The sequence below is a fragment of the Arthrobacter sp. RT-1 genome (assembly GCF_003367205.1).
GTDB lineage: Bacteria > Actinomycetota > Actinomycetes > Actinomycetales > Micrococcaceae > Arthrobacter.
In genome coordinates this window covers 90,815-112,713 of the sequence record NZ_QRGQ01000007.1, presented here as the reverse complement: position 1 = coordinate 112,713, position 21,899 = coordinate 90,815, and the positions used below count along the sequence as shown (strand labels likewise).

At 60.0% G+C, this 21,899-nt stretch carries 19 protein-coding genes, 1 tRNA gene and 3 pseudogenes; 13 read left to right on the top strand and 10 right to left on the bottom strand.

Features of this window, described 5'->3' with window-relative positions; genetic code table 11:
• The first annotated feature begins 22 nt into the window (after window positions 1–22).
• On the top strand, window positions 23–1,513 hold the full coding sequence (gene pyk / locus DXK94_RS08080) for a pyruvate kinase (RefSeq protein WP_115524577.1): 1,491 nt from the start codon (window positions 23–25) through the stop codon (window positions 1,511–1,513).
• A 138-nt stretch (window positions 1,514–1,651) separates the two neighbouring features.
• Here pyk and DXK94_RS08075 read toward each other — a convergent pair whose 3' ends face one another.
• The gene (locus tag DXK94_RS08075; RefSeq protein WP_009358190.1) at window positions 1,652–2,257 is read right to left on the bottom strand and encodes an ANTAR domain-containing response regulator; all 606 of its coding nucleotides are present in this window, start codon (window positions 2,255–2,257) and stop codon (window positions 1,652–1,654) included.
• 203 nt (window positions 2,258–2,460) lie between these two features.
• Here DXK94_RS08075 and DXK94_RS08070 point away from each other — a divergent pair.
• Window positions 2,461–2,542, top strand: a tRNA-Leu gene (locus DXK94_RS08070).
• A 938-nt stretch (window positions 2,543–3,480) separates the two neighbouring features.
• Here the strand turns inward: DXK94_RS08070 and DXK94_RS08065 are convergent.
• The 3 genes and pseudogenes from DXK94_RS08065 to DXK94_RS08055 all read right to left on the bottom strand — a co-directional run.
• Complete coding sequence (locus DXK94_RS08065; protein WP_181884776.1) at window positions 3,481–3,981, bottom strand: hypothetical protein; 501 nt, start codon at window positions 3,979–3,981, stop codon at window positions 3,481–3,483.
• A 280-nt stretch (window positions 3,982–4,261) separates the two neighbouring features.
• A complete protein-coding gene (locus DXK94_RS08060) occupies window positions 4,262–5,194 on the bottom strand; it encodes a hypothetical protein (RefSeq protein WP_115524575.1) in 933 nt (310 codons plus the stop codon).
• Window positions 5,195–5,344: 150 nt separating this feature from the next.
• Window positions 5,345–5,726: pseudogene (locus tag DXK94_RS08055) on the bottom strand (transposase); the annotation flags it as partial.
• A 476-nt stretch (window positions 5,727–6,202) separates the two neighbouring features.
• On the opposite strand from DXK94_RS08055, the gene DXK94_RS08050 reads away from it, so the two are divergent.
• Window positions 6,203–6,778 (top strand): hypothetical protein, encoded by a 576-nt coding sequence (locus tag DXK94_RS08050; RefSeq protein WP_115524574.1) that lies wholly within the window; start codon window positions 6,203–6,205, stop codon window positions 6,776–6,778.
• A 302-nt stretch (window positions 6,779–7,080) separates the two neighbouring features.
• Here the strand turns inward: DXK94_RS08050 and DXK94_RS08045 are convergent.
• Window positions 7,081–7,633, bottom strand: a pseudogene (locus DXK94_RS08045) (recombinase family protein).
• A 108-nt stretch (window positions 7,634–7,741) separates the two neighbouring features.
• On the opposite strand from DXK94_RS08045, the gene DXK94_RS21385 reads away from it, so the two are divergent.
• Window positions 7,742–7,879 carry a hypothetical protein gene (locus DXK94_RS21385; protein WP_181884775.1) on the top strand — a complete coding sequence of 46 codons (138 nt, stop codon included), beginning with the start codon at window positions 7,742–7,744 and terminating at the stop codon, window positions 7,877–7,879.
• 450 nt (window positions 7,880–8,329) lie between these two features.
• On the opposite strand, the gene DXK94_RS08035 is transcribed toward DXK94_RS21385, so the two are convergent.
• From DXK94_RS08035 to DXK94_RS08025, 4 genes and pseudogenes are all read right to left on the bottom strand, one after another.
• Window positions 8,330–9,685, bottom strand: a complete 1,356-nt coding sequence (locus tag DXK94_RS08035) for a caspase, EACC1-associated type (RefSeq protein WP_115524572.1) — start codon at window positions 9,683–9,685, stop codon at window positions 8,330–8,332.
• Window positions 9,669–10,043 (bottom strand): hypothetical protein, encoded by a 375-nt coding sequence (locus DXK94_RS21225; RefSeq protein WP_147294368.1) that lies wholly within the window; start codon window positions 10,041–10,043, stop codon window positions 9,669–9,671. Before DXK94_RS21225 ends, DXK94_RS08035 begins: the two co-directional genes overlap by 17 nt.
• Window positions 10,044–10,521: 478 nt before the next feature.
• Complete coding sequence (locus DXK94_RS08030; protein WP_115524571.1) at window positions 10,522–11,352, bottom strand: tetratricopeptide repeat protein; 831 nt, start codon at window positions 11,350–11,352, stop codon at window positions 10,522–10,524.
• Between the two features lie 334 nt (window positions 11,353–11,686).
• Window positions 11,687–12,932: pseudogene (locus DXK94_RS08025) on the bottom strand (IS1634 family transposase); the annotation flags it as partial.
• Between DXK94_RS08025 and DXK94_RS08020 the strand changes: the two are divergent.
• The 8 genes from DXK94_RS08020 to DXK94_RS21810 all read left to right on the top strand — a co-directional run bounded on the left by DXK94_RS08020 (window position 12,908) and on the right by DXK94_RS21810 (window position 19,119).
• Window positions 12,908–14,113, top strand: coding sequence for a hypothetical protein (locus DXK94_RS08020; protein WP_115524570.1), 1,206 nt, complete (start codon window positions 12,908–12,910; stop codon window positions 14,111–14,113). The pseudogene DXK94_RS08025 and the gene DXK94_RS08020 overlap by 25 nt on opposite strands.
• Window positions 14,114–14,504: 391 nt before the next feature.
• Window positions 14,505–14,657, top strand: coding sequence for a TOTE conflict system archaeo-eukaryotic primase domain-containing protein (locus DXK94_RS21935; protein ID WP_395928595.1), 153 nt, complete (start codon window positions 14,505–14,507; stop codon window positions 14,655–14,657).
• 82 nt (window positions 14,658–14,739) lie between these two features.
• Complete coding sequence (locus DXK94_RS21930; protein ID WP_395928592.1) at window positions 14,740–14,964, top strand: TOTE conflict system archaeo-eukaryotic primase domain-containing protein; 225 nt, start codon at window positions 14,740–14,742, stop codon at window positions 14,962–14,964.
• Between the two features lie 1,223 nt (window positions 14,965–16,187).
• Entirely contained in the window at window positions 16,188–16,523 is a 336-nt protein-coding gene (locus DXK94_RS21380; protein ID WP_115524568.1) for a hypothetical protein, read from the top strand.
• Between the two features lie 833 nt (window positions 16,524–17,356).
• Complete coding sequence (locus tag DXK94_RS08000; protein WP_258868484.1) at window positions 17,357–17,725, top strand: transposase; 369 nt, start codon at window positions 17,357–17,359, stop codon at window positions 17,723–17,725.
• Window positions 17,726–18,072: 347 nt separating this feature from the next.
• The gene (locus tag DXK94_RS21820) at window positions 18,073–18,630 is read left to right on the top strand and encodes a transposase (RefSeq protein ID WP_309544313.1); all 558 of its coding nucleotides are present in this window, start codon (window positions 18,073–18,075) and stop codon (window positions 18,628–18,630) included.
• Between the two features lie 63 nt (window positions 18,631–18,693).
• Complete coding sequence (locus DXK94_RS21815) at window positions 18,694–18,876, top strand: hypothetical protein (protein WP_309544312.1); 183 nt, start codon at window positions 18,694–18,696, stop codon at window positions 18,874–18,876.
• A complete protein-coding gene (locus tag DXK94_RS21810; protein WP_309544315.1) occupies window positions 18,877–19,119 on the top strand; it encodes a transposase in 243 nt (80 codons plus the stop codon). It begins immediately after the preceding gene.
• A gap of 1,017 nt (window positions 19,120–20,136) precedes the next feature.
• Here the strand turns inward: DXK94_RS21810 and DXK94_RS07990 are convergent.
• A complete protein-coding gene (locus DXK94_RS07990) occupies window positions 20,137–20,691 on the bottom strand; it encodes a hypothetical protein (protein ID WP_220272965.1) in 555 nt (184 codons plus the stop codon).
• Window positions 20,692–21,070: 379 nt separating this feature from the next.
• On the opposite strand from DXK94_RS07990, the gene DXK94_RS07985 reads away from it, so the two are divergent.
• On the top strand, window positions 21,071–21,649 hold the full coding sequence (locus DXK94_RS07985; RefSeq protein WP_147294365.1) for a transposase: 579 nt from the start codon (window positions 21,071–21,073) through the stop codon (window positions 21,647–21,649).
• Window positions 21,650–21,899 lie beyond the last annotated feature (250 nt).

Sequence of the window (21,899 nt, the reverse complement as noted above, 5' to 3'; positions counted from 1 at the left end):
AAGAGACCAATAGGGTAGGTATATGAGACGCGCAAAAATTGTGGCTACTTTCGGCCCGGCAATTGCCAGCTATGAGAACACCCTCGCGGTGCTCGAAGCCGGCGTTGACGTCGCCCGGATGAACATGAGCCACGGCGATTACTCCGTGCATGACAACACCTATGACAACGTCCGCAAGGCAGCGTCCGACCTCGGCAAGCCCGTGGCGATCATGGCCGACCTGCAGGGTCCGAAGATCCGCCTGGGCCGTTTTGTCGACGGTCCCCACGCCCTTGCCGAGGGTGACACCTTCACCATCACCACCGAAGACGTTCCGGGCACCAAGGACATCTGCTCCACCACCCTGAAGAGCCTCACCGAAGACGTCAACGTGGGCGATGCCCTGCTGATCGACGACGGCAAGGTGGCCCTGCGTGCCATCGAGGTGGACGACGTTAAGGTTGTGGCCACCGTAACCGTGGGCGGCATGGTGTCCAACAACAAGGGCATCAACCTGCCCGGTGTTGCCGTCAACGTCCCCGCGCTGAGCGAAAAGGACGAGGACGATCTGCGCTGGGCCATCCGCCGCGGCGTTGACCTGGTTGCCCTGTCCTTCGTGCGTGACGCCACGGACATCAAGCGCGTGCACGAGATCATGGACGAAGAAGGCCGCCGTGTGCCGGTCATCGCCAAGATCGAAAAGCCGCAGGCAGTGGACCAGCTCCACGAGATCATTGACGCGTTCGACGCGATCATGGTGGCCCGTGGCGACCTGGGCGTGGAGCTTCCGCTGGAGGAAGTGCCGATCGTGCAGAAGCGCGCCATCGAGCTGGCCCGCCGCTGGGCCAAGCCGGTCATCGTGGCAACCCAGGTGCTGGAGTCCATGATCGACAACCCGCGCCCCACCCGTGCAGAGGCTTCCGACTGCGCCAACGCCGTGCTCGACGGTGCCGACGCCGTGATGCTTTCCGGCGAGACCAGCGTGGGCAAGTACCCGATCGAAACCGTGAAGGTCATGGCCCGGATCATCGAATCCACCGAGGTCCACGGCCTGGAGCGCGTCCCCCCGCTGGGGACCAAGCCTAAGACGCGTGGCGGCGCCATCACGCGTGCCGCCGTCGAAATTGCCGACCAGCTGGACGCCAAATACATCTGTGCGTTCACGCAGTCCGGCGACTCCGCACGCCGCCTGTCCCGCCTGCGTCCGATCAAGCCGGTCTTCGCCTTCACCCCGGTGGAGCAGGTCTGGAACCAGCTGGCCCTCACCTGGGGCATCCAGCCGGTGCTGGTGCAGATGGTGGACCACACCGACGCCATGACCGCGCAGGTTGACCGCAGCCTGATGGAGATGGACCTCGTGCAGGACGGTGACCTGGTGGTCATCGCCGCCGGTTCCCCTCCCGGAAAGGCCGGTTCCACGAACTCGCTGAAGGTGCACAAGGTGGGCGACCTCGCCGACTCCACCCGCGCGGGGGAAGTTACCAGCAACAAGGAAAAGCTCGGCCCCTGGCCGGAAAAGAAGAAGAAGGCCTAGCCTTTCTGACAACGAAAAGGACCCCTGCCGGTTGGCGGGGGTCCTTTTGGGTCCGGTGACTTTTCGGTGATTGAGCTGTCTCTCCGGTGATTGAGCCTGTCGAAATCCAGGGAGTTCGACAGGCTCAATCCGCCGCGGCTAGTTGACCTGGTTGATGATGGTCTCGGCCACTTCGCGCATGCTGAGGCGGCGGTCCATGGAGGTTTTCTGGATCCAGCGGAAGGCTTCCGGCTCCGTCAGGCCCATCTTGGTGGTCAGGAGGCTCTTGGCGCGCTCCACGAGCTTGCGGGTGGCGAACTGTTCCTGAAGGTCGGAGACCTCGCTTTCGAGGGCCTTGATCTCCTCGTGGCGGGAGAGTGCGATCTCAAGCGCGGGGATAAGATCGGCGGGGGTGAAGGGCTTGACCACGTAGGCCATGGCGCCGGCGTCGCGGGCGCGCTCCACGAGTTCCTTCTGGCTGAAGGCGGTCAGCAGCACCACGGGGGCGATGCGGGCCTTGACGATCTTCTCGGCTGCGGAGATGCCGTCCATAACGGGCATCTTGACGTCCATCAGGACCAGGTCCGGCTTCAGTTCCTCGGCGAGCTGGACCGCCTTTTCGCCGTTGTCCGCCTCACCCACAACGTCATAGCCTTCGCCGCGCAGGATCTCGATGATGTCGAGGCGGATGAGGGTTTCATCCTCGGCCACAATGACGCGGCGCGCCGGCTGGGACGTGGGTTTTGACTCCGTCTGTTCAGTCACGGGATCTCCTTGGAAAGGTACGGCGGGGACATCACTATCTTAGGTGCCCCGGTCCTGTACTTGATCTGCATGGGTCGGTTGCGGCGTCGGCGGCGCGATTCTGGAATTCAGCCTATCTGCATGTAGAGTAATTCCGCGTACGTGAAGCAATCGCGTTGCTCACAGTCAGCTGTGGGCGTACTCTTTGGCTCCATGTATTCCGCGCCCGAGTGGCGGAATTGGCAGACGCGCCGCACTCAAAATGCGGTATCGAAAGGTGTGTGGGTTCGAGTCCCACCTCGGGCACTATGTTTTCGCAGGTCAGAGGCTTTTTGTCCTTTCCGTGTTGACAAGGTTTGACTTTTCGAAGGCGTTGGGGTACAAGAGGTCAAATCTTGGGGGACGGTAAAGGCTCTGGAACGCCGCCACCTTGGACAGAGCAGATCAGTCGTTTTCTTGAGGGCTAAATACGAATCCCTCGCTGGGTGACATACGAGCTCCCGCTGAAAGGGCGGTCGACAGGGCCGCGAACTAGAACTCTACGAGATGGCGCAGCCGGAGAATCGTTGAATGAAACTGCGTCATCACCGATCCGACCGGCCTTATTCAATACGCACTATCGATTCGCCCGCTCCTCGTAGATCTCCCCTAGCGGCGCCGGTGCGCCTCGTTCGTCGCGTTGGGTGAAGACCAGGCGCTCGGCCGCTCGGGAACACCGACGAAGAAAGTGGCACAGCTTCTGGTGTCACATTTACTCCGGCGCGCCAGGACGACTACGAGATTCTTCCATAGCCCCGTTCACCAATTATGGTTCAGCCACGCCAGCCAGGTTTCAATGGGTGAGAGGGATCGCAGCAGCCCCGCCAGGACGCGAGCTTCCTAGCCGTCGGCGTTGTGCAGGGCTTTCAGGATGGTGGCGCGTGCTTGGACTCGGTCTTCCTCCGTGAGGTTCAGGGAAGCCAGCACTACCACCAGATGTTCCACGTCCCAGGGGTCGGCCGTGTGCAGAGACTTAAGGATAGTGGCGCGCGCTTTGGCCCGGTCGTATCCGTGGCGCGTAGGCGGTCCAGCGCCTCCGCCAGAAAGCGGGCAGCTGTGGCTCGCGTCGGGAAAGATACTCAGCAACGCGGCGCGGCGGTGCCCCCCTTCCTTCGCCAACCGGCCGCGCGGGCTGCGATTCTCGCAAAGGTGTTCGTTATGAACTGAACCTTGTCGTGTATTTCTTTGGTGCCCCGAGTTATGAATTACTGAGGGGCTAGCCTGAGGCAATTGTCTAGTCCGTACTCGCGTCCAGTACGCCGAAACTCCTGTCCATGCTCCCGCAATCGCTCGTACTCATCCGATGCAAATTGAAGATGACCTAGTCGCATCCAATTTGCCACTTCACGCATCGAAAGAATCATCGATTCCAAAGAGTCCATGGTTGGCAAAATCAGTTTGTGGTCAGCTTGGGTAGGCGGGGTCAGCGCCGCCCAGCTTTCCAATACAGTCGCGTATGTAGAAGCTACTGCTTCCATACGTTCGCTGTATTGGACGGGAGTGGTGTCTTGCATCGATACCTTGTCGAGCGTTGCGCCGGCTTCAGAACAAATGGACTCAATCTTGTTAAGATAGGTTTTTCGCTCATTCATGCTGCTAGGCTGGTTGGCCGGGTCGGGATTGACCCAAGCAAAATAGCTCAGTACAAGCGCGGCGATCGTCAGCAAGGTGCCTAATAAGGCTGCTAGCTTTCGTCTCAGGCCCATTGAATTCCAGCGTTGCTTACCTTCAGCTTCTGGATCATCGCGCCAAAATGACCAGTCAGGCGGCGCTTCTGGCCAACTAGGATCTGGCTTCCATCCAACAGGCGGAGTCCAACCGGTGGGAGGCAGAGGCCATCCGGGAGGAGGGTTGAACTTACCGGGCAATTTCCCACCTCTTAGTAGTATGCAAAGAAATTATTCAGACGTGTGTGGAGTCAGACAAGACGTAGCGCGGACTGGCTCCGCGCCGTCAAGGTTTGTTTCTAAATCCGCTGGACGCAGATCAGCCGCGCCAGCCCAGGTCCCGGCGGCCGGATATGAGCAGACCGGCAGGTGAGGGTGCGTTGGACGGAACCTCCTCAAGTGCTTCTCCTGCAACAAATTGGCCGACTGACAAGAAGGCCGTGGCCACGGTTGCGGGAGCCAGCGGTCCGGCGAGCAGCCCGACGCCAGCAGTTGCGACGCAAAGGGCAAATAGTGTCGCTAGTCGGATCTGGCCGCGCCGTATCGCACGCTGTTCATCGGCAACGAGGTCCTGCATTTCCTCAAGGGCAGCGGTGACCGAGGCGGGATCAACGAAGATGCCTTCTCCCAGGAACTCGCGCTGCCAGCGCCAGTAGGCGGTCCGGCGGCGCCGGTAGTCGCTGTCCGACGATAATTCGACGGCGGCCCGCAACAGGTCCTCGTCACTTCCGAATTGCCCCGGCTCCGGGATCAGGAATTCCCTCCCGATCACGACGACGGCCTGACCCTGCGTCACTGGTGCCTCGGGGTCGACCTCCCGCATCTGGACCGCTGCCTTCAACTCGTCCGCTGAACGGTATGTCGCAACGGCGTTGACTGCGGTTACTTTGGCCGGCAGGCCCGCGGTAAGGACCATCGCGGTTTGCATGTAGGCGTCTGTGATACGCCGGTGGTGCCCTTCCCTCTCGATCTGCGCCGTCACCTTTGCGAGGTCATTCTCCCGTAGATCCCGCCAGAGGTTCTGCCGGTAGTCACTCCACTCAAGCGGGTAGGCCTTTTCGCCCAGTATCGACAGGAACCGTTGTTGCCGTTCTGGTTCCCACCCCCGGTCCTGCCACCGGCGCCACTCTTCGTCGCCCCGGGGCGAGGGAACCGGTACTACGAGCCGGTCATATATAAGAACATCAGCGGCCCATGCCTGCGTCGGAAGGTGATCGCGCACGGAGTAAACGCCCCATACTTCACGGCCCATGGCCTGCCTCTCAGGTCGGCTCGGTCTTCTCGAGAATTGTCCTAAACGGAGCGTTACTGATGCGTTACTAGTAGTGCTTGAGGCGAGCCACTCGCGCTAATGAAAGTCGGGACTGTCCGATAAACGGTGTGTGGAGTCCGGCCGGTTTCATTATTGAGTCGTTCTTTCGAACCGGCCCGCGAAGGTAGTCGCGAACGCGTTTAGCGCAGGCTTCCACCTCATCACCCAGCGTGCCCGGGCCTCCACCGGTGGGATCAAGAGATCTGGTGACCAAATACAGGCATTTCAGGGCCGCGGTCTCGTTCGGAAAGTGCCCGCGGGCCCTTACGGCCCTTCGGTAGCGGGCGTTGATCGACTCGATCGCGTTCGTCGTGCAGATTACCCGTCGGATCTCCACGTCGTACTCCAGGAAGGGCACGAATTCGGCCCAGAAGGATTCCCAGAGCCGTACGATGGCGGGATATCGCTGGCCCCATTCGGCTGTGAACTCGGCGAACCGGTCCTTCGCCGCTTGCTCGGACGGGGCCGTGTAGGTGCCGTGAGCGAAATGTTGATGCCCATACGTCCCCCTTGACGTAGTTGTTGCGCTGACCTGTAAAAAATCTAGGAAGCCAGAGGACCAGGCGGAAGCATATATGACCGTCATCGAGATTTATTGTGTCGATCTTGAGCCTTCACTGCGTCCATGCGACATCTGCCGGTAACCAGCGCCCGATGCGGAGCCGGCGACGGCTGGGGGAGGCGTTCGTGGTCTCAAGCGAACGCCAACGTCGCCGGCTCCAGCCATCACCGTATGTCCCTCGACCTGGCATGCCCCCGAGTAACTGGTACGCGTTTTTTAAAGCCGAGATACTTGCCCCGAAGGTTTGTGGTGATTGTCCGAGACGAGGATGTTCCCGAGCCTGGTCGTTTTGTCCACGTCTCGGGTTCACCTTGCGGCCGCAGAGCCTAGTCATTGTCAAGCATCCTTGACATAATGGCCGTCAGGGATGCCTGACAGGAGAGGTCATGGGCTGGGGATCAACGGATAACGAGCACGAGGGCTGGGCAGCGTGCGTCGCGCCCGACGGGCGGCTCTCCGCATCATCATCAGCTGAACGATTGCTATTCCCCGGCATCTCCGGCCGCTACCAGCCAGACAAGATGATGCCCGACTACGACGTCGTCCCCGACAACGAAATCAAGGGGTGGCGGGGACAATGTTCGTGCGGCTGGCGAGGCGACAGGTGGGAACGTGTCACCTCCCCCGCAGATGCCGACTTAAACCACCGCCGCGGCTACATCGCACCGGACGACTCCGCTCACGCCTCAACAAAAGTCGAAGACGCTATCCACAACGAGTGGAAAGCCCACATCGCACCCCCCGAAGCACTCCTTGGCCTAGAAGCAGCCGCCCGCGAATACAACCGGGCCGGTCGCCGACTAGCCATGACCGTAGCCGCGGCCAAAGCCGCCGGGGCATCCTGGGCCGACATCGGCCGCGCCGTAGGCATCAGCCGTCAGTCGGCACACGAACGCTGGGCCGATAAGCTGGCGCCGGTAAATACAGAGGAAACCCAACAACGACCCCCCGATGGGCACTAAATGCCCGATTCCTCCATTTTGGTCTTTAATCTCGTTTATGCCGGCACCCTGGGTATAGGGTTCCTGATGTTCCTCGCTCACCTCGGGCCTTTATGGTTCTGCTCGCCAGCGCAGCTATAGCCAAGCTCCTTACGAATGTTCTCCGGGCACTCATCCGCCGCTTACCGAAGCCAGCACCTCCTCGGCAACTCCGCAGACGCCATTTCTCGCGGCTGCCGGCTACCGCTGATACTTCCGACGAATAAGGCCTGACCGGTGTGCGGTCATTGATGCGTTCTCTTCTCAAAACTCGACTCGTCCTGCTAGTCGGCAAGCGTTCTTGACCGCCTGTAGAACGTCGCTTGGGACATTCCGAGATCCCGGGCAACCTGCGCCGCGGGCTCGCCGCCTTTGACCAGGCGAACAGCGCTTCTGATCTGACTATCAGTAACCCGGCGAGGTCGGCCGCCAAGGTCTTTGCCAGCTTCTCTTCGCTTGATTATTGAATCCGTGACGCGTTCGCGCTTGATCTCGTGTTCCATCTGCGCGAGGGCGGCCATGATCGTGAACAGCATAGAGCCACACGGTGTTGCTGTGTCGACGTCGCCTCCGCCCAGGTTCAGGACCCGCAGGCCGGCGCCCCTACTGCGGAGTTCGTCGGCGAAGGCAAGCATGTTCTGAGTGGATCGCCCGAGCCGGTCCAAAGTCGTGATGACGAGGGGTGTCACCCTCCATGAGCGCGTCGAGTGCTCGATCGAACTGGGGTCGTGACGCGCCCGCTCCAGAGACACCTTGGTCCACGTAGAGGTCATCGCGTCGAACGCCGGCGGCCAGTAGATCCGCTCGCTGCACACTAAGGAGACGGTGTTTTGGCAAGAGATATCAAGTCTGGAAGTCTGAGTGCTGATGTCTCAGTTCGCCTTGCTTCCTTGGCCAAAGACTAAGCGGGCACGTGTTGGTGGTGCGGAGCAAAGGCTGATTCACATGAGCACAAATATAAGCGCACGGACCTTCGTCGACTGGCTGGCGCTGGTGGGTTTAGTCTGGGCGGATGACAGCGTCTTGCGGCCGATCCGAAGCCACAGGAAATCGGAAGATGTGCTGTTCGGCCTCGTTCTTTGAAGGTGCTGCAACGACACGAAGAGCCAGCCATTTGACCGCTCCTACGACAAATTCGCGGCTTACGTAAGTCAACATATTTCTCGTCTTTGGCGTGCCAAAGGAATCCCACTGGACAGCATCTACGGCAGGGATTGGTATCAAGAAGCCAAGAACTTGGCACTCTTGCGTCCCTGTACTGGCGGGAACTTAGGGCTCCACACTGTCACCATTGCAGGCCCGTGCAGCATTAGGTGATCCACTGCTGCTCCTGCTAGCCGCGTAGCCCAAGCGAAGCGGCTCGCTCCTGCGGATCCTGCCGGGCAGCGTCATTTAGAATTTACGCCCGGTAGAAGCTTGCCTTTTTCACGAGTACGTCGGCCGTCATTCTTCCCCCAACTGGCAATCCCGTACATGCTTTCATTGCTTGAAGTCCTATCTGTGGCGCTCGGTCTACATGCGACCTTATCGATTTCACTGCCCCTCTTGCCGTTCTTCACCTCGCTCGCGGTCCGGTAACCCAGCCGTATTCGCGCGAAACGATCCCGTCCTGCCGTATCTGATGACCAGCCACGTCAGCCACCCAACAATCCCGCCGAACGCAAGCCAGCCGACGGCGCCACCGAAGTTGCTACCCATCATGCTTAAGCCGGCTACGACGAATCCCACTGTAAAAAGACTGCCGAAAACAGCCAGGAACATGGACACTCCCAGCCGGACTACGCCAGCCGGCTTCATGGGTCGTCCGCCAGGACGACTTGACCCGACTGGCCTGACCTGTCGTGGTTCCAGTCCATCGGCACTGACTTCCGGGCTGGTTTCACTTCGGTCCGCCACAGCGTGACGAGCGTTGCCCTGAGCCGAGTCCAGGGCAGCCCTCGCCAGTTCCGCGACGCTTGGCACCTCGTTCTCCGCCATCCTATTGAGAGTGTTCTCTGCGGCCAACGCCAGTTCCGGTGGTCCGCTATCCAGCAGGTCGGCTAGCTCTGCCACTCCGGACGCTCGAACTCGCGGCCGTGAGCTTTCTATCGCAAGAACAATGTCCGCTGGTAGCGGTGCTGGGCGTATTTCCCGTTTGCGGACGCTGCGGGCTACTAGGAGGTCTCCCTCTGAACCGTAGGTCCACATCGTGGGTGTCTGCCGGGGCTCTTCCTGACGTACCTTGTTGAAAACGTACTGATAAAGGTCAGCAACCGTCACGTCACCGTCACCGTTAACGTCAGCCGCACCGGTCTTCAGGCCATCCACAATCGCCTTGGTGAAAACAGACTTAACCCCGTTTCCGACAGTTTCCGTTCCTTCAAACGAATATTCAGTCGCACGGGACGCCGTTAGCACGACCTTTCCGCGGCCGGGGAACCTCTCCTGCAGGGCGAGGGATTCGTTCCCTTTGGCACCCTTCGCGAAAGCGCCGCTGTGGCAACAGTCAAGCACTAGAATCTGGCTACGTGCGCGGCAGTCTTCCAGCTGATCATTCAGCCAAGCGGCCGCAAGCGAGGTGGCAGCCAATAGCCTACGTTCCGTATTCGTGGTCGCGTAGTAGAGCCTTCCTTTATCATCCAACACCCCGTGGCAAGAAAGGTAGACAAGAATAAGATCGCTCGGGCCGACGTCGGCACAGACTTCGAGCACGCCCCGCATCAACCGGTCGTGGGGGGCATCGAGAAAGGTATGGACGTCGAATTTTCCAATTTGGGAGTCCGAAAGGACTTCTACTAAATCATGCGCGTCCGTCCCGGGAGCCCGGAGATGAGCAAGGGTGCTGTCTTCGTAGGTGGAGGTACCGATGATGAGGGCAATGCGCCTCGGGGCATCAGCCTGGCTTTGCATGACGAGAGACCCACAATTCGACCAGGCGTTCCTGCTCTTCGGAAGTGATATTTGTCAGTTTCAATGTGTCCCCATCGACCGTAACTTCGATGGAACGTAAGCGCTGACGGATCAGCCAGTCCTTCAATGCGGATACGACTTTTGCCACGTCGACTTTGGATATGAGCTTCACCAAGAGCGAACCGATAACGGTAACTTCAAGGCCTTTAGCTCCACTTGGGATATGGCCTACAGCTTCAAATGGCACCACGTCATAGACGTCGAGTTCGAGAAGTTCGGCACGGAGGCGTTTCGCAAGGGAATCGAGTTCTTCGTCGTCGAGCTCAGGATCATGTAGCCGTACTCCCAGTGCGTCCATTAGCGTGCTCCTTCGCCGGAAGGATGTAAGGCTGTCGGCGTTGATGCTACTCCTATGTAGAACGCCGGGACCAGAGTTCAGGCGCTCGGAGGCGTCGTAGAATTCACGCAAACAAGCTGAGGGGACGGTTGTGGACAGCTAATTGAGTATCGGTTGCTCATATTGGGGCGAGATCTTGGCAAGTATTTCTTTGTCAGCCACTTTAGCGCCCTACCGTCTCACAAATCTAGGGTTTCGAGGCGAGCTCGAACCGGCGCATGCGGAGACTGCCTGGTGGGCCCGTGCCAGCGCTGGGAGAGTGATCCGAGGGCGACACGGAGCGGCGCAAAAACACCGCCATCTATCGGGAACAGTCACAGCGGCTGCTCGCCGCTAGCACCACGATTCTCAGTTCGCCCCGTTCTTGAAATCCTTCCTTTACGAGAATCGGCAGACAGGCCGCAAGCGTTGAGGCGTGCACAGATGCCCGGAACGTGTTCTACTCCAGCTGGTTCTGTTGCCCGATGCTTCGTTGTACCCGGGCCAAATGTGCCTTGAACCGTGAATCCTGGCGGGCTAGCCGTTCATAAATCCGCAGCAGTTCTTTCCAGGAGACGATGGCTTCCGCATTCATTCCGGCCTCAGTGAGATCGTTGGCTAGGTGTTGCAGCGCTCGAGCGAGGCCTGGTTCGTGCAGGGCGGGGTTCTCGGCGGCCAGCTTCCGCCAGATGGTGACAAATTCCTGGGCATGCTTCAAGGCTTCCGTCGTGCGTCCCCCGGCCTCAGTGAGCCGACAGGACAGGTTGTGCAACGCCAGGGCGAGGTCGGGTTTGTGCAAGGTGGGGTTCTCGGCGGCCAGCCGCCGCCAGATGGTGACGCATTCCTGGGCGTGCTTCAGGGCGTCGGCCCTGTGCCCCGCGGTCTTAGCGAGGTCGTTAGCCAGGTTGTGCAGTGCAAGGGCGACGTAGGGTTCGTACACTGCCGGGTTGTCGGCGGCCAGCCGCCGGTAGATGGTGAGGGATTCTTGAGCGAGTTTCAGGGCTTCAATGGTGCGCCCCGCTTCAGTTAGGCCGTTGGCCAGATTGGTCAACGCGAAGGCGAGGCCAGGTTCATACAGTGCTGGGTTGTCGATGGCCAGCCGCCGGTAGATGGTGACGGATTCCTGGGCGGTGTTCAGGGCGTCGGCGGTGCGCCCCCCGGTCTGCCCCCCGGCCTCGGTTAAGCCGTTGGCCAGTGTGTTCAGCGCCCGGGCGAGGCCAGGTTCGTACAGTGCTGGATTGTCGGCGGCCAGCCGCCGGTAGATGGTGACGGATTCCTGGGCGGTGCCCAAGGCTTCGCCGGTGCGCCCCCCGCCTCCACGAGGTCGTTGGCCAGGCTGTTCAGCGCCCGGGCAAGGTCCGGTTCGTACAGTGCTGGATTGTCGGCGGCCAGCCGCCGGTAGATGGTGACGGATTCCTGGGCGGTGCTCAGGGCCTCGGCGGTACGCCCCCCGGCCTCACCAAGGTCGACGGAGAGCGTGTTCAGCGCCCGGGCGAGGTCTGGTTCGTACAGTGCTGGGTTGTCGGCGGCCAGCCGCCGGTAGATGGTGACGGATCCCTGGGCGGCGCCCAAGGCGTCGGCGCCGCGCCCCCCCGCCTCACTGAGCCGGGCCGAGAGGTTGCGGAATGGTAGGAGCCGATGACTTCCCCTGCGGCCATGACGGTTGCGGGGATATTGGTCACGTACCCTTTCAAACCGGCCAGTTGCCGGGCACGCGTCAGTGACGCCTCATCGAGGCTGCGCGCCCCGCCGGAGGTCTTGACGAACCTTGGGGTCCGGGCCGCCTTCTGGCCCTCGATGACCTCGCGCGCCCGGTTCTCCTGGGCCGTCAGCGTCTTGTTGTCATGAACAGCTCGCTTGCGGGAGTAGGCCCACACTGCCCGCCACGAACCTAGGTGCTGCTCTGGGTCCCAGACGGGTTCGGCGCGCAGGTCGGGGTTGTTCTCGCTCTTGTGGCCGATCCTGGGGGTGATGGTATCGATCAACTGCCCGTCGGTGAACGCGCCACCGTGCCATCGAAAATGCGAGGCCAGGTCGTTCGGCGCCTTCGTCATCCGGGAGCCGACGATGAACCGCAGGTTCGCCTCGTCCAACTCACGCAAGTTCCCCGCTGAGAGCATGCCCGCGTCGGCGACGACGACCATGTCGGCCAGACCGTGGCGGGCCTGGAACTGCTTGATGATCGGGATCATGGTTGCCGTCTCTGCCTTGTTGCCTTCGAAACAGCCGATCTCCAGCGGAAACCCACCACGGTCCACCAGCAGACCGACCACGATCTGAGGGTCAACGCGGCGTTCCTTGGAGTAGCCGACCTTGCGCAGCTCGTCTTCCTTCTCCGCCTCGAAATACAGCGTGGTCACGTCATACAGCACCAGGGAGACGTCACCAGCGGTGCTGGCATGCTCGAAACACCAGGTCGCAACCTGATCGCGGTACTTCCCCGCAGCGGCGCGGGCGAGGGTGCGTTTCATAGTGGCGTAGCTGGCAGGGGCCTGGCCGAGGTCCCGCAGTACCCTGCCGGCATCCAGCAGTGAGGTTGGTTCAACGACCCGGGCGATCACTAGGTCGCGGAAGACCTCGTCGCCGAGGCCATCGAAACCCCAACGCCGCGAAGACGCTGGCCAGCGCATCGATCAGGACGCGTGAGTCCATGCCAACCACGCGGGCAGGGCCGGTGCGCCCAGATGGTGCAGGAGTGCCGGCATCTTTGTCACGGGCATGTGCTTCTTTGTATCCGTAGGTCTTCTGCCGCAGCAGTAACGCAGCAGTAACGCAGGACGTCTTATTTTCTGCGGAGAAGCCTGAGGTCAGAAGCAGGCGTCGGCCACGAGCAGGGAGCGCACGATATGACTGACCCGGCACAGCCCGCAATCAAGCCGCCCGGAGACGTGTTGATCTTCGTTCCAGGTCTCGGGAAGTCGGAATCTGTGCAACTGGCGCATGTCGCTGAATTGCTGTGCTGGGAACTTAATCAACAAGCCCCCGATCGAGCCACTACCTTCGCGTCGGTGCCCACTTCAGTGGGCGCTCAGGTGGTGCATAGAATCGAGCGAGCAGACGGCAAAGGTGCAGTTTCGGCTGTTCTCGATGTGTATATCTACGACTCAGTCGCAGAACTCGACAGGAACACCACCGCGACCCAACAGGTGATTCGCGTGTTTGCCCTCGGGCTGACCGCCGCGGCCGCCGTCGTCGCGTTGGTCGGAGTCATCTTGAATGTGCGGCGCCGCGCGAAATCTCGGGCTCAGCTCTGGCAGGTACTTGCCGTGCTGCTGATGCTGCTCTGCATCGTCGTCTATTTTGGCATTGCGGTCGTTGCGTTGGTAGAGGCAGTGGTGACAATCGTCGAAGGCGAGTCGATCCAGCCAGTACTACATTGGCCGCAGTGGGTGGTGCTCATCGGTGCGGTCATCGGTGGGCTCTTGCCGACAGCGCGGGAGAAGATCAACGGGCTTGGCGAGCGTTCGGTGCAGATGGTTCGCTTCTGTTTCACGGGCGTCCTACGGAACCGTTTGTGTGGTGGTCTGCAGGATCTGGTCGAACGGGTTTCCCGGCGGCCAGAAGTCGAACACATACATCTTCTGGGTTACAGCTTTGGATCGCTGGTGGCGGTAGATACTGTTTTTCCACATGGTGGTAGTCCCGGCCAGAACCTTAAGCTCGTAGACACGCTAATCACCATCGGTAGCCCATTCGACCTCGTTCGTATGGTGCGTCCGAACTACCCGGAAGGCAGAACCTTCGAGCAGGACATCAAACCGAGATGGGTCAATATCTATCAGCCAATCGATGTGCTCGGCTCCAATTTCCGAGACAATGAGGAGTCAGCCGAGGCCACAATCGGATTGGTGTCATCGACTGATAGTGCAGACCGGCGAGTTCCGGAAGAAAACCGGCAATGGAATCCGGACCTGAAGCTAAATCTCGTCAACATGTTGATGCTGAGAAGCCTGTCCGTGCACGCTGGCTATTGGGACGATAGCCGGACGGCGCGCAGTGCGCTGGGGCTAGCAGTAAAGAGTTTGTCGGTGCGGCGTCCCATCTTGCAGTAAGAAGTAAATACGCACGCGACACGTCCCGGCCAAATACAGTGGCGCTCAGATGAAACGGGGGCGAGAAGGCGGAACGAAAACCTAGCCAGGCGGTCGGACGACGATTTTAATGGACCTGTACAAGGTATCGGTCCCAGGTCCATCCCCCGGCCAGCCGTCGGTGCCAGGGTCAGACCGTCTGCCATGGGCCGGACACCGTGGGCAGAACCCGCCATGCGATCCCAGCCGGGCAGGGCGCTGAGGCCCGCCGCGGAAGACCGGCACCAGCTGTCCTTCCCTTGCCTCTTTGCGGTGTCGGAACAGCCATGCGGCGAGAGCAGGGGAGCGCAGCATATTGGCCTCTATTCCTAGACGGCACTGGACACCTGCTGGTGGGTCGCCGCGGACATTGATGGCGGCGCCGCAATGCTGGATGCATTGGCGTACGTCAAGGCTGCTCGCTTTCGAGGTAACACCCGCCGCCCTGGAGGTTTCCCAATCCGGGCGTGGTGCCTATGTCTGGCTCTTCTTCAGCGACGCAGTCCCGGCGTCTGCAGCACGCTAGCTTGGCACCGGCCTCATTCATGAGGCCGGTGCGCTGCGAGGCAGCATGAGCCTGGCCAGTTACGACAGGCTTTTTCCGTTCATTGTGGCAAACGTATGGGGAACTGATTGCCGCACCGCTGAACGGCAAGCGCCGCCAGCATGGCGCCACCCTGTTCCTCGACACGACGACCCTCGAACCATACGAGGACCAGTGGGCGTGTCTGTCCAGTCTGGATCGGCTTCCAGAGCGTGAAGTTCGCGACCACATCAGCAGGCTGCCGAGCCGATCGAGCTGTGCCTGGTGGAGCAATCACCCCAACGGGTAATGGAAGCTATCTCCGGGGGCGACGGCCGCATGGCCCTTTACGCCTGGGCCTGGGACGGAGCTGCTATTCCTCGTAACGTGGAAGTAACGCTGAAGGACCTAGATTCGAGTCCAAGGAATGCAAATTCAGACCCACATGACAGACACAATCGGTTACGCGCCGGCCGGAGGTGAGTGGGCATGACGCTAGAATGAGGTCTCCTTGCGAATTGCCATCGTGAGCTACTTTGATCTCGGAGAATCCTTTGGACTTGGAGACAATGCATTTAAAAAGGAGAAAGTGACTTTACGGCCAGATATTGGGCGCGTTCCTGTACGTAGCCCACTTGGGTGGGGCACGACCGCTACGGTTCCCGATTTCGTTCTTGACAAATGGCGTCGGGAAGCCGTCACGCAGATATCGCGCCACGACCCAGTCGATGTTGGATGGGTGGGCCCGCCTCGAAAGCGCCGACAATTTGACCTCGAACTCTCAACGTATGTGGCGGGTCAAGGAGTTGATCTTTGTGAAATAACCATCTTTGCTATTGGTATCGGCTATGTTTATTTGCAGTTCAATTCGCGCGTTCCGCTCAAATATGCACTCGGACTACTAAGATGCTTTGAGTTCGCGGCGTACACTAAAGAAATCTCGACATTGCTGGCAGACGCTGCCTATAAACATGCATGCGCAGCAGCAGTGCCCACAGTAATCCCAGTGAGAAGCCTCACGAAAAGGCAGCCACCACGCGAAGAACAGTCATCGAAGTTGGAAGTAACTCTATTCAGCGCGTTCACGAAACTGTATCTATGTGTCGACGACGGCGATGAGGTTTTCCTTTCTCGGCTACTCCGTTTACAGGGTGTGGAACGTCAAGACCGGCTACCTTTTGACCGAGGAACACTGCATTACACGTGGCCGTCTTGTCTTCTTGAACCGCAAAGCATGCGGTTTAAGGTCCCACCTCCTAAGCGGGCCGAAGACTTGGAACAGATGCTTGAGGATGTCAAAATCGCACACTCGTTTCTTTGGGACTTGTGAAGCGTACATGAACCTGATTCGGGATGAAATCGTCGACCACGCGGTAAGCAACGGCTTAGAAAGTCGACGGCCACGCTCATCCATAGAGCTGAACAAGCTTCACAGAATGGCTGTCGGAGCAGTTAACCTCACCGACTTCGGACTGGTCAGCCAAGCGGAGGAAGACCGAAGGTACTTCAGCAGGTTTGCTGAATCGTCGAAGCTTGGAGAAATTCGGGATCGAATATCAAATGCTGCTGATGTTCTCTACGAAATGCAGGCGATTTGAACACCAGGAGGAGACTTCCCAGCGCGAGCGTACGCTCAATCTGATGCTGGTGGTCCTTGCTCTCTTGACAGTCTTTTCTGTTGTGGTTGATGTTGGCACCTTCCTCGATTCTCGTCCGGGTCTGTACGGGGTGTTGGTGGTTACGACCACAGGGCTAGTTCTGGCGGTTCTGGGTTTCATCATCTCTCTGGTAATGAACTGGCGGCGCCTAGTGCGCTGGTGGCATCGCAAGAGATCCTGGCGGCGAATCAGGGAAGGGGGCCCTGGGTGAACGCGCCAAGGGGGTGGCAGGTCGTTCATCCGTTCTCGTGTCTGTGAGACGATGTCCAACGCAATTACAGGTGAAAGCTATTTGCTTCGCTTGCCCCCCGGGGTTTGGCGGCCGAGATTTCCAAGCATGTGGTGCCCCCAGTAGTCCTCTAGCGCCCTTGAATCGAGGTGTAGACAATGTCCACACTTTTTGACTCGGATTGCCTCGTAGAGCCTGCGGACCGTCCCGGTTTCCGCATGATCTCGCGGGCTCCCAGTGTTTGCAAGGGTAGGAATGCAGTTCGAGAGTCCCACCTCGGGCACACCATATCCCCTCGTCAGAGGGGTTTTTGCTTTGACGTGTTGACATAGCTTGTGGTGGCGTCCCTCCGACGCTAGGTGCGCGGGCTGTGGCCTGGCCGCCGCGGTGGCCTATTCAGATGTGTGGGTGACGGGTTCAAGTCCCTGGCTAGGGGCCTTCCGCCTGCTGTGGGCTGGGGCTACGTGGTTCCTCGTTCCGGTTCTGTCGGGTTGGTCGTGGGTGGCCAACACCCGTTCCTGGTCCGGGGTGGCGGGTACTACATGACCCTGCGGAGTCTGACGCGCGGCCTTCTAGAAAAACCCAGGCCACGCTGGGAATGGCTGCGTTTGCCCTATTTGTCCGGCCAAGTTGGGTGTTGACAGTGTCAACACCTACGTCTGCTATATTGTGATGCCCGGGTAGCGGCCGGGGGTTTGCACTCCGCATGCGCGCCTTCAGTGACGATGCGCGGGGCCATGGCTTGACGAAAGAGTGTGAGCTGGCCGAATGGATGGCCCGGCCCTTGGATCCGATCTACCCGGTGATCTTCGTCGATGCGATCTTCCGTCTTGGCCCGGGACGGTCAGGTGCGCAACACCCCGTTCTATGTCGTCACGGGCGTGAGCACCAATGGGGAGCGGGAAATCCTGGGCATCTGGGCCGGCGACGGCGCCGAAGGCTCCCGGTTCTGGCTGCAGGTCTTCTCCGAGCTGAAGAACCAGGGCGTGACAGACGTGCTCATCCCCGTGTGCGACGGGCTCAAAGGGCTGCCGGAGGCGATCACGGCCATCTGGGTTCGGACGGTGGTGCAGCAGTGCATCGTGCCCCTGATCGGCAACAGCTCCGCTACGCCGGCCGGCAGCACCGTCACGGGATCGTCAAGGCTCTCAAGCCGGTCTACAGCGTGGTCGGTGGGGATTTGATTCCGTGTCGTAGCTAAGAAAGGTGCCCGTGGCCCTGCTGGGATGAGTGTGTCTAGCATTCAACCAGGAACAGGACCACGCGCCTTGAACGAGCCTACCGGTGTGGTACTCGACCCTGCCACCGTCATCTTCAACCTGGCCGAGTACCATGTCATCTCCACCAGAGTGCTGGCTGATGGCCGGCGTCAGGTCATGGTCGAAACCGACCCGCCGCCGGGGGTGCCCGAGCTGCGGTGTCGTCGCAACGAGGCGGAAGGAGCGGCGCTGCCAACGCATCCGGGACATCCCGTGGCCGGAGCCGTGGAGGTCCTCTTATCCAAGTACCGCTGGTACTGCGAAGAACCGGCTTGCGCGCGGCTCTCGTTCTTCGAATCCACCCGCCCCAGGTCCCGCGTCGTGCCCGTTCCACAGCCCGGCTCCGGGACCAGGTTGTTGACGCGGTCATCCGGTCCGGCCGGGCCGTTTCCGAGACAGCTGCGGCGTTCGCGGTGTCGTGGTGGATGGTCCGTGCCGCACTGAACGAGGCCTCCCTTCTGACCCTGCCTGACGTGGATGGGCTGAATCCGCGGATGCTGGGCATTGATGAACACCGGTTCCGCTCCGTGCGCTACTTCCGGAACCCGGATTCAGGGTCGTGGACCCGGTACGAGCCATGGATGACCGCGATTGTGGACCTGGACACCGGCCAGGTCCTGGGTGTGGTCGACGGCCGGGACCAGAAGGGCGTAGGGGAAGGGTTGTTCGCCCGCCCGCTGGCGTGGCGCCTGGCGGGGCAGGTGGTCGCGACCGATCCGTCGGCTGCCTTCAGGAAGGCGTTGCGGATGTGGCTTCCCCGCACCGCTGTCGCGGTCGATCATTTCCACCTGGTCTCCCTGGCCAACCAGGCACTGACGGAGGCCCGGTAGAATCTGTCCCAGGAGGTCAAGAGCCGCCGCGGCCGGGGCGTGGACAAGGCCTGGGCTCACCGGATGCTGCTCCTGCGCGCCGGCGGCACACTCACCGGCAACGCGGCACACCGCCTGGCCGAGGTCTTCGCCCCCGATGACCCGACCGGCAAGCTCAAGGCGGTCTGGAAAGTCAAAGAACAGCTCCGGGCGCTGCTGCGCACCGACTCCCTGGCTGATGCCGCCACCGCGAAAGAGGAACTGTAGATCCTCGTCAAGGCAGCCACCACAGTCATATCGTCCAGGCCCGAGACGAACAAGCTTGACCGCACCGTCTGCCGGTGGTGTAACGAGATTGAAGCCCTCATCGTCACCGGCGCTACGACGGGCAAGTTCGAGGCCAAAAACACCGGCATCACGAACATGAAACGCACCGCACGCGGTCACCGGAACGCATACGACTACAAATCAGTAATTCTGATGAGAAGTGCCGTCCGGACGGCGGCATGACGCTCATCAGGGAATCCATTTCCCCACGAACCACGATGAGCCAACTCAGGCGCTGACCAACAGAACAGAGGTTGCTCCCTGTCCAAATCGACCTCTCGGGGAGGAACATGGGGTTCAACTGCTGCGAGGGGGCTGAATGCCATTGAAGTATCAATGTCACCACGGCCTTACAACTTCAGGATAGGTTGTACTGCTGTTGCCCTCCCGCGCAGCTCTCGGGAAGGGCAGAAAGTGGAACATCTGATCTTTATCAGTTACCTCAGGTCAACTGGGCGGTCGGACGCCAGAGCAGTATTACTTCAACTCAGACAAAGCTTCAATGATGCGGAGATTTTTTTGACCGAGAACCAAGCGATATCCCCATTAATTCACGATGGAGAGAAGTCGTCGCGCAGGCTCTAACTACAACACAGGTTGTTCTTGCCATAGTTGACCCTGAGTGGGAGCACGCAATGTCAAACCATCGCAAAAGACTAGTAGGAATAAGACGAGGGAAGCTGCCATATATGTGCACGGAACTCGCAATGTCCGTAGAGCTCAGGAAGGATATAATCCCACTCCTTCTCGGAGGGGCCCGAATGCCGGACCCAAGGCGCCTTCCCCACGGGGCACGGCAGGCTTTTGAACAGGGTTTTCAGGCTGCTGAAATCAGTGAAACCTTCTGGGAAGAGTCGTTCGCACGACTTGTACCGAATCTCAAAAGAATCTGCGCAACATCTCGACAAGAGGAAATCGCTGTTGAACCCAGATTTTTAGGCGATTCAGCTCTGAAATTTAAGGATCCAAAAGATCGTGCTAGATACATGTTGCAACAAAAACGCAAATGAATGCCGAAATTGCTGCACAATTTTCCGTGGTACAGCAACATAGGCGAGCTGCGATAGCGAAAACCCTTGACGATATTAGATAAGAGTGGCTGTTGCGGCGATTGCGTCATCTGTTGTTCAGAGGGAGTCTTTCGTGATAGTTGCCTTGGAGCGTGACGATCAGTGCCGCAGGGCATCGCTCGTGCGGCTACTAACGGTAGACCGCAAAAACGAGCATGAACCCAATGCTATAGGCGGCAGCGAAAAATAGAGGAATCCACTGCTCAATGTGTGAAAGCGGAAGGTAAATGCGCGGGTCTTCACCCTTGCCGAGGGCGGTCCATTCTGCAGACCAGTAAGGGGAGGCCGGTAGCCGTTCTTCCAGAAGGCCGACGACGAAATACTTGCCGGAATTTAGCTGGCGGTAGGAGCGAACGATGGTCCACCACGCCGCGCACTGCGCCAGAGCGACCGAAAGGAGAAGAATCAGTCCTACGGTGCCGATTTGTCCCGTCTGGTCTTTGGCAAGAACTCCGAACAACGTGAAGATCAGGGTATTGAGGGTCAGAAAGAAAGTGTTAGTTAGCCCACGCCTCTGGCTGATACGGTCTGCCATTTCAACGTAAATCTTGTATTGTTCAAGGACTATGGCGGAGTATTTTTCGTTATCGCCCGTATGCGATGACGAAACGATGTCGTCATTCCACAGGGCGCGCCTGATGTCCTCAATTGCGGGCCGTTGCCGGCCTTGTCGGGCTTTTTCCACGCGGTTCCTAGCCATGGTAGTTGCTCCCTATCACCGGTTCGCCAACGGGTTCGGATCTCGATCTTTCGATTCGTTGCTTAGGCGTCTTGCAGTCTCGAACGTAACACCTTGAGGCAGTCAGTCTGTTTCTGTCGGATCAACGCTAGCAGATTCGACAGTCCCGGCCGCGGCAGCTTGACCCTTGCTTACGACTGATCCTTCGGGTGTCTTTGCGTTGATTTGCCAGCCGCGCGGTCGGGCTGCAACAAGCGAGGCCGCCGGACGGGTGTGACGTAATAAGAGCCTGGAGCAACCTTTCGAGAGCGTCCCCGTGACAGTCCTGTCCGCCCGCCGGCCGCAGCGTGTTTTCAACGATAACCCGCACGAGGAGACAGAGACCATGGCAATCGAAAACTCGACCAGTCCCGCCCAATCAGGACACGTCGTCATCGGTGTCGACACACACAAACACGTCCACGTCGCGGCGGTCCTGGACCCCATCGGCGGCGTCCTCGCCACCCTCACGATCCCGACCGACGCCGGGGGCTTCCGGCACCTGCTGAACTGGGCAACATCGTTCGGCCACATAATCGCGTTCGGGCATCGAAGGCACCGGATCCTATGGTGCAGCACTGGCCTCATTCGCCCGCCGCCACGGGTATTAAGCATCGAGGTCAACCGGCCCGACCGGCGGATGCGCCGCCGGGTCGGCAAGTCCGACACCCTCGATGCCGAGAACGCAGCCCGTGCGGTCCTGGCCGGGTTCGCCACCGCCATCCCGAAAACCGCGGACGGCACGGCGGAAATGATCCGCCAGCTGAAAGTCGTGCGCGACACGGTCGTCAAAAATCGCGCCGCGACGATGGTCACCCTCAAGGCTATGAGCCTTCATGTTCCGGAGCCACTCCGCAAAGAGCTCGCCCGAAGACCCCGATCGTGCTCGCCCGGCACTTGGCAGCGATGCGCCCGCGCGAGCTGAACACCCCGGACAACTCCAGCCGGCACGCCCTCGCAGCCTGGTAAGGCGCTGGACGCGGAAGCGCAGGAGCTCTCCGGGATTATGGAGGAACTCGTCCTCCGCAGCGCCCCGATACATTTATTGAGTTCCCGAAAGCCGGGGACTTGGTCGCTGGGCCCGGTATTACTTTCTCGCCCTGTCATTGATGATCCGGGACGGGCGTCGCCCGGTTCGGAGGCCCGCGTTGACAGCTGACAGTGCCTCTGTGTCA

Excerpts from the sequence above, each read along its gene's own strand:
- pyk (WP_115524577.1), top strand. The coding sequence starts at position 23 with ATGAGACGCGCAAAAATTGTGGCTACTTTCGGCCCGGCAATTGCCAGC.
- DXK94_RS08065 (WP_181884776.1), bottom strand. The coding sequence starts at position 3,981 with ATGGGCCTGAGACGAAAGCTAGCAGCCTTATTAGGCACCTTGCTGACG.
- DXK94_RS08060 (WP_115524575.1), bottom strand. The coding sequence starts at position 5,194 with ATGGGCCGTGAAGTATGGGGCGTTTACTCCGTGCGCGATCACCTTCCG.
- DXK94_RS08050 (WP_115524574.1), top strand. The coding sequence starts at position 6,203 with ATGGGCTGGGGATCAACGGATAACGAGCACGAGGGCTGGGCAGCGTGC.
- DXK94_RS21385 (WP_181884775.1), top strand. The coding sequence starts at position 7,742 with ATGAGCACAAATATAAGCGCACGGACCTTCGTCGACTGGCTGGCGCTG.
- DXK94_RS08035 (WP_115524572.1), bottom strand. The coding sequence starts at position 9,685 with ATGCAAAGCCAGGCTGATGCCCCGAGGCGCATTGCCCTCATCATCGGT.
- DXK94_RS21225 (WP_147294368.1), bottom strand. The coding sequence starts at position 10,043 with ATGGACGCACTGGGAGTACGGCTACATGATCCTGAGCTCGACGACGAA.
- DXK94_RS08020 (WP_115524570.1), top strand. The coding sequence starts at position 12,908 with ATGACTGACCCGGCACAGCCCGCAATCAAGCCGCCCGGAGACGTGTTG.
- DXK94_RS21935 (WP_395928595.1), top strand. The coding sequence starts at position 14,505 with ATGGCGGCGCCGCAATGCTGGATGCATTGGCGTACGTCAAGGCTGCTC.
- DXK94_RS08000 (WP_258868484.1), top strand. The coding sequence starts at position 17,357 with ATGCGATCTTCCGTCTTGGCCCGGGACGGTCAGGTGCGCAACACCCCG.
- DXK94_RS21815 (WP_309544312.1), top strand. The coding sequence starts at position 18,694 with ATGCTGCTCCTGCGCGCCGGCGGCACACTCACCGGCAACGCGGCACAC.
- DXK94_RS07985 (WP_147294365.1), top strand. The coding sequence starts at position 21,071 with ATGGCAATCGAAAACTCGACCAGTCCCGCCCAATCAGGACACGTCGTC.